Source organism: Methanomassiliicoccales archaeon (assembly GCA_038740345.1).
Lineage (GTDB): Archaea > Thermoplasmatota > Thermoplasmata > Methanomassiliicoccales > UBA472 > JAJRAN01.
Map to the genome: position 1 here is coordinate 57,741 of JAVYMA010000004.1, position 13,418 is coordinate 71,158.

A 13,418-nucleotide genomic window follows, 5' to 3' on the forward strand; every position below is an offset into this window, starting at 1 on the left:
ATTTATATCCAAGGCTTTAGATTATGGAGCAGAGGGATGCACTCATGCCAAATTCGTTGGTAAAGAATGCTCTAGCGAATATGAAGGAGAGCCAAGAAAAGAATGGGACAGCGGCTCAGGCAGCTTCTCCTGCGCCGCTCAGTGCTGCGGATGAGGAGCTGAGGAGGATCGCCGAGCAGCTGGATGTCTGCATAAAGATCATCGGCTGCGGTGGGGGTGGCTGCAACACCATAAACCGATGCGTGGATGCGGGCATAAGTGGAGCGCAGCTCTGCGCTATAAACACCGATGCCAAGCACCTCCTGACAGTACGGGCGCCTAAGAAGATTCTGATAGGCAAGACAGCTACCCGAGGGCTGGGAGCAGGGGCCATACCGCAGGTGGGAGAGCAAGCCGCCAGGGAGAGCGACATGGAGATACGCGAGTTCCTTAATGGCGCGAACATCGTCTTCGTCACCGCGGGCATGGGAGGAGGAACAGGCACAGGCTCAGCCCATTATGTGGCGCGCATCTCAAAGGAGCAGATCCGCGCCTTGACCATCGGCGTGGTAACGCTGCCATTCAAAGCAGAGGGTACAGTGCGCATGGAGAATGCCCTTGACGGTCTGAATAAACTAAGGCGCATCTGCGATACCACCATCGTCATTCCCAACGACAAGCTCCTGGAGCTGGTGCCCAAGCTGCCAGTGGACGCCGCCTTCAAAGTGGCGGATGAGGTCCTTATGCAGACCATTAAGGGCCTAACCGAGATAATCACCAAACCAGGATTGGTCAACCTGGACTATGCGGACATCATGACGGTCATGAACGAAGGAGGCGTGGCCTTCGTAGGCATTGGCGAGGCGAATTCCGACGAGGACGACCGTGTCAAGGCCGCGGTGGAGGAGGCCTTACACTCACCTCTGCTTGGGGAGATATCGCTGAAGCAGGCACAGGGCGCGCTCATCCGCGTGGTGGGAGGTCCGGACATGACCGTGAGCGAGGCGCAGCGGGCCTCGGAGATAGTCATGAACTCCATAGCACCTCGTGCGCGCATCATTTGGGGTTGCAGCATAGATCCTGAGATAGAAGGCACCATCAAAGTGCTTCTCATACTCACCGGAGCGCAGTCCAAATACGTCCTGGGCAAGGACTCGGCCAGTTCACCACAGAAGCTGGGGGCCAGCTACGGGCAGCCTGTGGCGCCGAAGATAGGAGCCGGGCCAGCCGACTCGTCCAGAGGCAGGTTCGAGGACGACGGCATCGACTTCGTGCGTTGAGAATCAAGCTAGAACGATGCGCCGGTCGAGGGGGCATGCGAGGAACGTCCACTGCCTTCCCTGTTCATTCTCGGGAAGCGGTCAGAGCTCGAAGGCGGTATCGCCGAAGCTGAGGGCCGGACAGGGTTCCATGCAAAGGCCGCAGTGGACGCACTTATCAGCGTCCAAGCGGACCCTGTCTCGGTCCATTTCGAGTGCACCCTCACGGCATCGTGCGATGCACACCCCACAGCCGACGCACTCCTCGGCCTTAACCACGGCCCGGCGCACCCTTTCCACGTTTTTTCTTATCTGATCAGGGGAAGGTCCCTTCGCTACCATTGCCCCCTCCTCGAATATGCGTACATCCAATACTTTACACCAACCCTCTTCCAGCTCGACCTCCACTGGGCCCAGTTGATTGAGCATCTGAGACACCCTTTTCAGGTTCAAGGGTCGGTTGAAGGCCCCTTCCACACTGTATCCAGCTATGCAAGGGGACATGCCTTCTTGCATATACAGGCGCAGCGGCTCTTCCCTCTTCGAAGGGGCTTTACAAGGGCGGCTCAAATCAATCCCTTGACCCTCAAGCTCCTTGCGCATGGAATCCGGTAGGCGTCGCCAGCGCCACAAAGCGAAGTCAAGCCAAGACTCTGGCCAGCCCTCTTCCTCGGCCCTTTTCTTCAGGTACTCCTTCCACTCCTTCGCCCTGGGGGAACGCTCCATGATGATCTCCAGCTCTGCCAGGTCGGAGGCGGGGCAGAGGTAGCATCCAATACGATCCAGGCCCCAATCGTACCAGGGATTGTACGCCTCGCCCTTGGAGAAGAGATAGAGCCAGACGTGCAAAGCGGTCCAATTCTGTATGGGAGAGGCGCCTATCTGCCCTGGAGTCCAAGGGTTCTTCCAAATCCTAGGCTTGTCGGCCCTACTCTCGCTCTCATACCTTCTCTGACCGATGAAGGAGAGCACTCCGGCCGGATAGTGCTTCATGATCGCTCTAACCGTGGGGCCGAGCTTGTTGGTCTTGCAGCACCAACGGAAGTCCCGGCCGGGAGGGCCGAAATACCCTAGGTTGCCGAAGAACGCATTGTGAGGGGCAGATTCTATTATTAGGGGTAATTCATGCCTTCTCGCCACCTCTTGCACATGCTCTACCGTCTCCGGGAACTCCAATCCCGTATCAACGAAGAATACCGGGAGGCGGAGACCTGCGTCAAGGGTGAGAAGAAGGCAGGCCAAGCTGTCCTTGCCGCCGGAGAATGAGACCATTGCTGGCAGGTCGAATCTTGCCTTGGTTTCGAGGATGAAGCTCACCGCTTCCTCAACCCTCTTTCGCAGAACGGGAGAGTTGGCCGCCACGGCGTCCTTCCATTCCCTGTGAACGGAAGGTGGCAAATCCTCCCGTGGAGGCGAATGCCAGCGCATCTTCACCGCCATGCCCTTGTCCAGCTCGCGCATCTCTTGCGCGGACATGCGAGCGATGCCGGTACCTATGGCCCTCTTCTCCGAGGTAAGCACTATGACCTCATCGCCCTTTCTCACGGAATCATGCGCTTCCTTCACCCCAGGCACGAGAAGATTCATGCCTTGGAGGATGAAGGGCACGGCCTCCTCAGAAACGATCACGAAGCCCTTGGTGAGGGATGACTGCATGGCTCTGGCCGCATGCATCCTGGCTACGAAGGTCCAGCCCCGGCCCAGGTCATAGCGCAGGGCGCCTGCCACCTCGCCGTCCACGATGACCTCGTCCATGCGGTCCAAGGCAGGTGTCTTGTTCAACAGCACCAGCTTGCCCTCCGGCAGCAGCGCCTCCCCGCATCCTTTTCCGAATTGCCTATCCAGGATCTCCCGAGCCAGCTTGAGGTCATGCCGGAAGGCGGGCCTGGCATCCCCTGGAGGTGTGATCTGTACCGCATGGGTAGGATGGCCACAGAGGCCGCAGCTTTCCAGCTCCAACAGCGGGAGGTTGCAGCCAGGGCACCAGCGGAGGTGCAGCTTCCCTAGCCTCACCAAGCTCATGGTCCATGCGAGTGCGCTCCTCAAGATAAAACCTATGCTTCAAAGGTCGAAGGAAATGATGACCAAAAGCGGCGCATCCGAGTCCAAACTAAATATATGTGGATGGGGATAGGGGCCGTGAGTCCGATTGACATGCGCGCCACCAAGCGAGCCATGAACATCGATTATGCCATTAGGGAAGTGACCGTTCCTGCGAGGGAGCTGGAGAAGAGCGGCGTCAAGGTGGTAAAGCTGAACATCGGGGATCCCAACAAATGGGACTTCGAGACGCCGCCTCATGTGCGCCAAGCGCTGTGCCGCGCGGTGGAAGCGTGCGACAATGGATACACGGCGGAAGAGGGCCTCCCCGCCCTGAGGGAGGCCTTGGCAGAGAAAGAGCGCCGCAAGAACCAGATAGACATTGAGGCGGACGACATCTACATCACCAACGGTGTCTCCGAGAGCATACTCAACATATTGGCGGCCTCCATAGAGCCAGGTGACGAGGTCTTAGTGCCTGGCCCTTCCTATCCTTCTTACATCGAGTACATCAAATACTTCGGTGGCGTGCCGGTGGCGTACCGCACCGATGAGTCGCAGGATTGGCAGCCCGATCTGGACGACATCAGGGCTAAGGTCGGGGCCAGGACCAAGGCCCTGGTGGTGATCAATCCCAATAATCCTACGGGTGCGCTCTATTCGCGCCAGGTGCTGAAGGAGATCACGGACATTGTGGCCGAGCATGACATGTTCCTCATGTCCGACGAGATCTACGACCTCATGACCTTCGACGGAGAGCACTATTCGCCCGCCTCGCTGGCTCCCGATGTGCCCGTGGTCCTCTTCAACGGCTTCTCCAAGGTGGATCTGCTCCCAGGATGGCGATTGGGATATGCTGCGTTCAGGGATCCCAGGGGCGAGCTGGCGGAGATAAGGGAGGGGTTCGTGAAGCAGCTGCGCCTACGCCTCTGCGCCAACCATCCCTGCCAATTGGCGGTGATTGAGGCTCTGCAAGGTCCGCAGGATCACCTGGAGGTCACCAGGCGTAAGCTGCGCGAGCGAGGAGAGTATGCCTGGAAGCGGCTGAACGAGATAGAGGGCATTTCCACCACCAGACCGAAGGGGGCCTTCTACATCTTCCCCAAGGTCACATCCAAGCGCTGGCGCTCCGACAAGGAATTCGTGCTGGACGTGCTGTATAACACTCACGTGCTCTTCGTCCACGGCTCGGGCTTCGATCCCACCTATGGAGCGGGGCACTTCCGCTCTGTATTCCTGCCCCCCATCGATATCCTAGAAGATGCCTTCGACCGTTTGGAGGGCTTCATGCGAGGCAAGGGCTGAATCTATCTTAATTTAAGGGGAAAAGGCCTTTCGCCCCCCTCAAAATATTTTTATCAGAGTCCCGTCTCTATTAATATTTAGGCTCTTAAAAGGGGGGAGTAGGGACGCGCCTGCAGAGTCCCGAGACGATAAAGTTGGCGGGGGCGATGGAGCTGTCGCGCAGAGAGCGCATGCTCCTCTGGTCAACCTATGCCTGGCTGATCTTCCAGAATGCCGCGCTGGTGGCCTTCCTCAAATTCCTGGAGCATAAGGATAAGGCCTGGTTCGAGGTCTCCTCGTCCATGATGGCGGCGGTGGTGTATCGCATCTCCTTATTCTTCTGCGGGCTCGGATGATGCTGCTATAGCCTCATTCCCTTCATTCCAAGCGCTTTAGCATCTTGACGCAGGCCTCCACCGCGTTCTTGGCGTTCTCCACCCTTTCCTGCGCTTGCAGCCTGGTCATTCCCGGCCCTGACACGCCCAGCGCCACCGGCTTGCCGAACTCCACGGACAGGTCGGCCATCTTCCTGGCGGCATTTTGCATGACGATCTGATCATGATCCGTCTCGCCTTCGATTACGCAGCCCAAGGTGACCACTCCGTCAATGCCTTTGTCTTGCAGCAACCGCTTGACGGCCAAGGGCATGTCGAACACACCTGGCACATGGATGATCTTGGCCACCTCCGCCTCCAGGAACTCGGCGTGCGCCTTGGCCCGCTCCAGCATCATGGAGGTTATGTCGTAGTTGAATTCCGATACCACAAATCCCAGCTTGTATCTCCTCATCTTCTCACTCCCTCACCGGTCCGGCGTCCTCAAAACCCTGTCTCAGGCCTTTGCCCGCATTCCTGGTGAGCTCCTCCGGCCTGAACAGTAAAAGATAAACATTCCGCGCATGCTCCCTGGCCCTTCTCTCCGCGAGCCAGGCAAGGGTCTTTTCATCCTTGGCCTCATCCTCGTGCACGAAGACCTCGATTATATGCTTTCCCGTCATTAGCTGGCAGTTGATGAGGCCGGTGGATGCCTCGTGCGCGCACTGCTTGTCTATGGATTTCGGGCCGGGCATACCTAGGGCCATGACGATGTCGCATCCTTGGTCGAAGAGCCTCTTGCATGCCACCGGCAGGTCCTTTATGCCCGGGACGGTGTAGCGCAGGATCTTGAAGCCGGTACCGAGCGACTTCAACTCATCTATCGCCGCTCCGCCCATGTCCACGCGGGCGAAGGTGGTGTCCGCCACACCTATCAGCCTCAGCCTCTCACCTCCTGCCTCTCCTTCTGCTTGTTTAGGGTATGCCAGTCCACTATTTTCCTGATGATCTTCCTGGTGCCGTTCAGATCGTCCTCGTGCTTGGAGAGTCGGACCACTCTCACCTCCAGCCCGCGCCTTCGTAGCTCCTCCTGCAGCTGGTGCTCGTCGAAGGCTTGATCATACCCTAGGGCGATGATGTCCGGCCTGACCTTGAGCGCCGTCTCATACATGTCCCCCTCCCCTCCTAATATGGCTTTGTCCACTGGCTTCAAGGCTTGGACCAGCTCCACCCTCATCCTCTCAGGGGTTATGGGCTCGTGCTTGCGCCGGCGAACGGTGGCGTCCGTGGCCACGACCACATAGAGCTCGTCGCCCAGTGATTTCGCCTCCTGCAGGTAGTGCAGATGCCCTGAATGCAGGATGTCGAACACTCCCGTGGCCATCACGCGCGTCATCATCTCCCCCCACGCTTCCAGGCCTCTATGATTTCTTTGCCTTCCAGAAAGCATAGGTGGAATCGCTCGGCATACTCTTGAGCCTTCTCCTTGCTCAAGGCGTTCCCGTCATCGCCCATCATCTCGCAGATAGTGGCCGTGGGGGTGAGGCCGGCCAGGGTGACGAGCGCTGTACAGAGTTCTGTATGTCCCTTGCGCTTGACCAGCAGCTCTTTGCTAGCGTTCAGCAGATGTACGTGGCCAGGGGAGCGGAAGTTCCTTCCGAACTCCTCCCTAGCTTCCTCCTGGCCATTCTCCAGCGCGTACTTGGCCAAGCGAGCGAACTCGGAGGTGGTGAGGGCGCGATCCCTATCAGTGATGCCAGTGAAGGTCCTGCGGTGGTTGATGGTTATGGAGAAGGCGGATTTGGTATCATAGGGGATATCGTTAGGCGCCAGCCTTCTCAGCATAGGGTAATTGTCATAGTTGCAGGCCAGGACATCGGCCAGGAAAGGGAGCTGCAGCTTTTGCGAGATCTCGTAGGAGGAGGTGGTGCATATCAACCCTCCCGCGTCCTTTCGCATGGTACGAATGGCCTCGGGAGTGACGAACTCTGAGGCCATGACCATGTCCGTCTCCCTCTCGCGGTCGTCGAAGTCATAGACGAGCACGAAGCGCCCCTTTCTCAGGCATTCGATAGCCCTTTCCACTGCCTCCGACATATCGCCACTCCGCCTCGCATCCAAAGAAATGATATTAATCGCTTTGTAGCTACTAATCCATTGGTAGTTTAATTTCACGGCCTCTTGAGTCAAGAACTCCGTCTTCAGCAGCGTGCTCTCACATCGAGGCCTGGGCGGCATGGTTTGCGTAACAATATACGCAACCGTTCCCGCATGTCCCATATCCGCCTATGTCCTTGCTGAGGAGACAGCCGCATTCCTTCCTCTGGCCCGGATCCTTGCATCCCCAGCTGGCGATGAACTGGTGAAGCACAGTATCGTGAGGCGCGATCCTTTTCAACCGCTCCCCCTCGACGCAGGCCGCTTTTTCAATGCCGAAGCGTTTCAAGTCCACCTCCTCGGCACAGGCTTGTAATCTAAGTTCCCATCTCTCATTGAGGGCCGAGATGCCTTGCGCCAGCTCTATTATCTCATCTTCACTTGGCTCTCTTATTCCTCTTTTCTCCAGCTTTCTCCTCAGTCTTCTGTATCTCTGGATATCGATGAAGCTGATGGTGAGCGTATCCGTATGATGATGCAGCATTTCTCCCACCTTCGCCACCCTTTGCAGCAAAGAATCCGCATCCAGCTCCTCGCTGAGCAGGAGAGGGTCGAAGCGCCACAGGACCCTCTCCTTGCCTATCCTCTCCGAGAGCTCTTTGAAGGTGCGGGCCCTTTGCTTCAAGGGCGGCATCCTCGGCTCATAGCCTAGGCCTTCGTAGTCGTTCACCGTGTACTGGAAATAATAGGATATGCCCATCTCATCCAGTTCTTGCAAATGCTGGAGCAGGGGGGAGGCGTCCTTGGTCCAGAACACGATCGCTCGGACCTTGCTGAAAGAGATATAATCCGTCTTGCCGTTGAAGGGGTTGCGCCACTCCACGTATCCTCTCCTCAACCTCTCCATGAACCAATCCGAATGGCAAGAGGGTATGTCCATAGCGCGGCTGGCTGAGATGATGAGCGGGGCTATCGCTTCCACTTGCCGGCCATATTCGTCGCTCAACTTTTCCCTGCTCCATCGGTAGCCTCTTGCCATATCCTCATCACGCTACCCTTGTGCCTTGTGACTGAAATCATTCGAGGCCTATCTCGATTATGACCAGAGATTCTATTCCTTATTCTTCTTTATTAAGTTACGAGCCATCATGAATCCGGTGTGTAACCAGCAAACCCGGCATCGGCCAAAATACATTTTGATGGTAGTTGCCTCAGCGCAAATACGATCTTGAGGGCTCGAATCGAAGCGTCTCCCATCGCATTCTTCGGCATGTGGCAAAGTGTCTTTGTCATAATCGCTGCCTCCCCGCTAATCCTAGGGATAGGCGCTCCTGGACACGAGATCATAGCGATGCCGCGAGAACCTCCCTGCCTTGGCTAAGGCGCTCATAAAAAATGGAGGCCAGACAAATAAATATGGCTTTCATCGTGGGGGTATCCATGGGCGAGGAGCGCGTCCGCGTCGACGTCAACCAGATAGGGGAATACATACAGAGGGGGGCCTGTCCCAGGCGCTTCAAGCTCGACCTCAATTCTCGCGAGGAGGCGATGAAGCTCCCCTTCTTCGCCAGGACGCTCAACCCCTTGGACCCAGTATTGCAGAGGATGGGGAGGGAGCTGGAGGAGAGATGGGAGCGCTCCCTCCTCGAGGCAGGGATGATTAGGATCAACGATCTGGGCCATGCCCCTCTAAAAGACCAGATCTCTTGGGAGGAGTTCGTTGAGCTGGTGGAGCAGCATTGCCAAGAGGGAGGGCAGCAGTTCGGGAGGGAGGTGGCCATCACCTGCCAGAAGGGACGCTTCGAAGTACATGGGAGAATGGACTTCGTGATAGTGCTGTGGAGAGATGGACGACCGTACCTACGTATCGTGGAGTGCAAGGCCAGCAGGAAGGACAAGACCTATCATCGCCTGCAGCTGGCGCTCTACCTGCTCATGGTGCGCTCCCTCCTGGAGAGGCGCCCCCTCCTTGTGGCAGGCAAGGAATTGACTTGCGATAGCGTAGAGGGCGTGGTGGCTAGGATGAGAGAGGCGGGAGGAGGGGTGGTGGAGGACAGGATAATGGACCTGGAGCCTTTGGACCTCTCCACAGAGATGGAGGATGCGCGCCGCCTTCTCAGCGACGGAGGCATTTTAGAACACATATCAAGCAGCGAGCTGGAAGAGCTCAGCTATCAGATCAATGCCAAGTGCGATAGCTGCGTGTTCAACGTCTGCTGCCTGCCGGAGAGCGCCAGGAGGAGGTCCATAGAGCTTCTAGGCCTGGACGTGTCCGTGACGAGCACCTTAAGGGAGAAAGGCATCCGGACCTTGGACGAGCTGGCAGCGCTGAAAGTGGACTCCCCCTTGGCCCATGAGATGCGCAGGACCCCGGGGTTCTCGCAAAACCTGGAGAACCTCATAGCTCGTGCCAGGGCCCGCCTCTCCACCCTTCCAGGCTCCAAAGAGAGAGCCTTCCAAGTGCAGAAGTTCCCTCATGCCTCGGAAGGTCAGCTCCCCCCTCATGACATAGAAGGGCGAAGGCTGGTCCGGGTTTACGTGGCCGTGGAATACGACTATATCGAGGACAGGATAGTGGCCTTGGCTGCACATGTGACCTCCAGCTGCTGGAACATATGCACACCCTTCCGCAGGAGAGCTGATGGCGGATGGGCTCCGCATCCTAAGGCCATGGAATCACCTCCTCGCACGCAGCAGTCAATGGGAGGGCAGGAGGAGAGGGAGGTTCAGGGTGAGGATGTCATCCGTCTGAAAGAGAAGCCCTGGTCAGGCAAAAGGGAGGAGGACGAAAGGGCGGAGCGGGAGCTGATGGAGCGCTTCCTCAGCGAGCTTATGATCTCCATATCAAGGGTGGCCGAAACGGACAAGGCACCCGTCCATTTTTACTTCTGGTCCCGCTCGGACTTCGATGCCCTCCTAGGTGGATGCGCTCGATGCGGCTCGGACTTGCTCGATTCCCTCACGCATCTTCTCGGCTGCCGGGAACCGCTAGAGCAGCTGATATATTCATGCTTGGAGGAAGAGGTCCATTCCCGATACGGCACGGGATGGACCGGGAGAGGGCTGGTGGTGGCCACCTCGGTCAAGTGGTTCGGGCAGGCATATCATTGGACCAGGGAGGTGGAGGGTCGCAGGATCCGGTTGGACGACCTCTTCCGCCAGGACCTGTTCGATTTCCGCGGCAGGCTGCGCGTCAGGCCTGATGGCGAATGGGCCAGGGAGGGCGAGCCCTTCGAGGAGCCAGAGTTCGAGATCCGCTCCCGCTTCCATGACGGTTTGCCAATCCCATATTGGCACGCAGTGTGGGGAACCTTGCCGCCAATAGGACCGGAAATGCGCCGGAATCATAGGGAGGCTCTAGAGGGCTATTCCCGTGTAAACTCCCCCAAGCTGATCCAAGAATACCTGAGGGCCAGGGTCCACGCCATGCGCTGGCTGGAGGAGAGGATAATTCCCAAGAACAGGAAGCTGAGGAAGGCCTTTTTGGATTTGAGGAACCTTTCCCGCTTCCGATTGGCAGAGCCTAATAGCATACGCGCCGCCGTGGACTTCCTGCGCCTCGACCATCACGTGAGATTGAGCGATTGGCTGGTAAGATGCATGCAGCCAGTGCGAGACAGGGTGGCGAAGGGGGAGACGGTCCCGATAGCCAAAGGCACGATCATGGAGGACGGCTCGGACGTCTACATCGAGGCCAAGCTCGACCTGGAGAGGTTCGGCGAGGATGGCGAGGGGTTCTGGGAGAAAAGCTTGATAGAGCAAGAGTCCTGGGTGCGCCTGACTATATACGATGGTGATGCTTCGAAGGGGCAGTCGCCGCACCAGCTTTTCTCTGAAGGATGCACCTGTAAGGTACAGGGAGTGGATGCGCGAGAGGGGAAGATCTTCCTCAAGGCCATGCGCTTCGAGCCTGACAGATATCGCCTCTTTAGCAAGATCCCTCGGGATGGTTTCGAGTTCGCTGTGCTGGACGAGAGCATCTCCGACATGGTGGCCACCAGGGTGGAGGGAAGGTTGTTGAACGAGGCATCCTCTTCTCCTTCTGTCGCGCTGTCATGGTTCGATATCCTCAGGCCGTCCGTCCCCCCTCTCCCTTGTCCTCCAGAGGAGGAACTGGAAAAGGATAGAAGAGTGCTTGAGGGCATGATTTTCGAGGGCAAGAGATTGGGGAAGGACCAGATAGAGGCCATTATGGAAGGTTTGGTCACGCGTGTGCACTTGCTGCTGGGCCCGCCAGGCACGGGCAAGACCACCACTTTGGCCGCCGCTACCCTGCTGAGGGCCTCGAAGCTGCCGCCAGGAGAGGTGCTGGCCTTCGCGGCCAGCACGCATGCGGCAGTCGACAGGTTGATGGAGGAGCTGAATAGGCTGCTGCCTTCCTTCCTCGAGGTGTACCAGCGCGCGCACGGCGTTAGGCCTGACTTGGAGATATTGGATTGGGACGAGGCCAAATCAGCGAGAGCCTCCGCTTCCAGGTTGAACGAGCTGCGCCGGGTCAGGAAAATCATCTTGGGAGGCACGACCAATGAGGTGCTCAAGCTCTGCGGCTATATGTGCCAGCTCCCCCCCTTCAACTCCAGGGGAGAGGGCTTCACGGTGCGCAGCCTGGTAGTGGATGAGGCCAGCATGATGGTGATGCCGCACTTCCTCGCTTTGGCATCGATCCTCAGCGCGGAGGGCTGCGCGATGCTCGCCGGCGACCACAATCAATTGTCCCCCATACTATCCCATCAATGGGAGGAGGAGGACCGCCCATACATCCAACTATATCAGCCATACACCAGCGCCTACGACGCCGTGGCCTCTTTGTCCAGGGCAAGGGGCATAGAGCCTTCGATGATAAGACGCTCAGCCCTAGTGCTCACCTTTCGGCTGCCATATGAGATAAGGACGCTAATTGATGATATCTATCGCAGGGACGGCGTGGAGCTGGAGGGCGCGAAGGCGATTGAGAGCAGGAGGATCGAGAGGGATGATGACGTATTCGGCCTGCTATGGCGGCAGGGAGGCATCTTCCTCATCCTCCACTCGGAGAGTGGCTCGAAGAAGCTCAACAGGTTCGAGGCCTCTATTATCGAGGAATTGGTCAGAAGAGGTACCAACAGGCCTCCTGGGTCCTTGGCGGTGATGACACCGCATCGGGCTCAGCGCACCCTGCTGCAGTCCGTCCTGCGGCCTTATCTGACAGAGGGGGATGTGATAGACACGGTGGAGAGGTTGCAGGGGGGAGAGAGGCCTACGGTCATCGTGTCGGGAACGCAAAGCGATCCCACGGCCATAAGCAACAGCGCGGACTTCATCCTCTACCTCAACCGCACCAATGTCATCTTCTCCCGGGCCAGGGAGAGGCTGATAGTGGTATGCGCCCGCACGCTGTTGGACAGCGTGCCGGCGGACAAGGAGATGTATGAGAACGCCATGCTGTGGAAGAAGTTGAGAGCGCTCTGCAGCCGAAGACTCCTGTGGTTCCGATATCGAGGCCACGAGATGGAGGTGCTGCTGCCCGACCTGGATAACATAGAGCTAGTTGGTGCTAATCCCGAATGCGATTCATACCTCCCTAGCTTCGAACCTAAACCCACCATCACAATGCTGAATCCTGTTAATACTGGGCAAGGGCTTTTAGCCTTGGAGGGCAACACCGAACAAGTCGCCTTAGCAAACGCGCCTGAAGCTCTTAGCGAGAAGACCTGTGTAGAAAAGGTCGAAAGGCGCAGGGCGCGCTTCGGTCCCGGACCGCCTCCTATCCCTCGCATAGTGGTGGATGGCAGCAACCTCGCTCGCTACGCGGGATATCAGAGCTCGGCCAGCGCCAGGAACCTGATCAAGGCCTATGAGGACCTGATCTCAGAATTCGGCTTCAGGAGCGTGCATGTGGTGGTGGGCGCGGGCCTGTGGAGGTCCATGCCTAGGGAGGAGTGGGAGCAGATGACCAAGTATTTCCATGAGGAGGCATCGAAGAGAGGCCGCTCCCCCATACTCCTCCAGGCGCCAGCGGGTGTGAATGATGATGTGTTCATAATAGGATTGGCGCTGAATGACGACTGCTTGATACTGAGTAATGACCTCTTCCGCGATCATATACAGAGGCATCCGGAATGGGAGGTGGATATCAACATGAGGTTGGTCAAGTACATGTTCGTGGAGGACAAGCTCAGGATCGAGGAGTGGCCAGATTATCAAATATGATTATTTAAAATTAATAAATAAATAAAGTTTCAGAAGTTCGCTTGAAGAACACTCTTTTTATAACAAAATTTAAATGTATTCGATTGGTCACGAATATATATTATTTTCATTTATAAATAACGTCCTTCTTATTTATAAGTCACAATCGAAATAAAAAAAAAGGATATGGTAATGAAAAAGTCTTTCTTTCATCCTTTTTCAGCATTCCCATCTTTTAAGTAATTTTGGGTTTTATTATGATTATTATTATAGAAGA

Annotated in this window: 11 protein-coding genes; 4 read left to right on the forward strand and 7 right to left on the reverse strand. The window is 57.0% G+C overall.

The window, feature by feature from the left end:
* Positions 1-44: 44 nt before the first annotated feature.
* Entirely contained in the window at positions 45-1,259 is a 1,215-nt protein-coding gene (ftsZ, locus tag QW520_02430) for a cell division protein FtsZ (GenBank protein ID MEM0448659.1), read from the forward strand.
* Between the two features lie 81 nt (positions 1,260-1,340).
* Here ftsZ and QW520_02435 read toward each other — a convergent pair whose 3' ends face one another.
* On the reverse strand, positions 1,341-3,260 hold the full coding sequence (locus QW520_02435) for a phosphoadenosine phosphosulfate reductase family protein (GenBank protein ID MEM0448660.1): 1,920 nt from the start codon (positions 3,258-3,260) through the stop codon (positions 1,341-1,343).
* A 117-nt stretch (positions 3,261-3,377) separates the two neighbouring features.
* Here QW520_02435 and QW520_02440 point away from each other — a divergent pair, with 117 nt between their 5' ends.
* A complete protein-coding gene (locus tag QW520_02440) occupies positions 3,378-4,583 on the forward strand; it encodes an aminotransferase class I/II-fold pyridoxal phosphate-dependent enzyme (GenBank protein ID MEM0448661.1) in 1,206 nt (401 codons plus the stop codon).
* A gap of 146 nt (positions 4,584-4,729) precedes the next feature.
* On the forward strand, positions 4,730-4,918 hold the full coding sequence (locus tag QW520_02445; protein MEM0448662.1) for a hypothetical protein: 189 nt from the start codon (positions 4,730-4,732) through the stop codon (positions 4,916-4,918).
* A gap of 22 nt (positions 4,919-4,940) precedes the next feature.
* Here the strand turns inward: QW520_02445 and ribH are convergent, their stop codons facing one another.
* From ribH to QW520_02475, 6 genes are all read right to left on the reverse strand, one after another.
* A complete protein-coding gene (ribH, locus tag QW520_02450; GenBank protein ID MEM0448663.1) occupies positions 4,941-5,351 on the reverse strand; it encodes a 6,7-dimethyl-8-ribityllumazine synthase in 411 nt (136 codons plus the stop codon).
* 4 nt (positions 5,352-5,355) lie between these two features.
* Entirely contained in the window at positions 5,356-5,805 is a 450-nt protein-coding gene (gene ribC / locus QW520_02455) for a riboflavin synthase (protein ID MEM0448664.1), read from the reverse strand.
* Between the two features lie 11 nt (positions 5,806-5,816).
* On the reverse strand, positions 5,817-6,275 hold the full coding sequence (locus tag QW520_02460; protein MEM0448665.1) for an adenylyltransferase/cytidyltransferase family protein: 459 nt from the start codon (positions 6,273-6,275) through the stop codon (positions 5,817-5,819).
* The gene (gene ribB / locus QW520_02465) at positions 6,272-7,114 is read right to left on the reverse strand and encodes a 3,4-dihydroxy-2-butanone-4-phosphate synthase (protein ID MEM0448666.1); all 843 of its coding nucleotides are present in this window, start codon (positions 7,112-7,114) and stop codon (positions 6,272-6,274) included. Before ribB ends, QW520_02460 begins: the two co-directional genes overlap by 4 nt.
* Complete coding sequence (locus QW520_02470) at positions 7,092-8,012, reverse strand: DUF1848 domain-containing protein (protein MEM0448667.1); 921 nt, start codon at positions 8,010-8,012, stop codon at positions 7,092-7,094. Before QW520_02470 ends, ribB begins: the two co-directional genes overlap by 23 nt.
* A gap of 107 nt (positions 8,013-8,119) precedes the next feature.
* A complete protein-coding gene (locus QW520_02475; protein MEM0448668.1) occupies positions 8,120-8,266 on the reverse strand; it encodes a hypothetical protein in 147 nt (48 codons plus the stop codon).
* Positions 8,267-8,389: 123 nt separating this feature from the next.
* Here QW520_02475 and QW520_02480 point away from each other — a divergent pair, with 123 nt between their 5' ends.
* A complete protein-coding gene (locus QW520_02480) occupies positions 8,390-13,162 on the forward strand; it encodes an AAA family ATPase (GenBank protein ID MEM0448669.1) in 4,773 nt (1,590 codons plus the stop codon).
* The last annotated feature ends 256 nt before the right edge of the window (positions 13,163-13,418 follow it).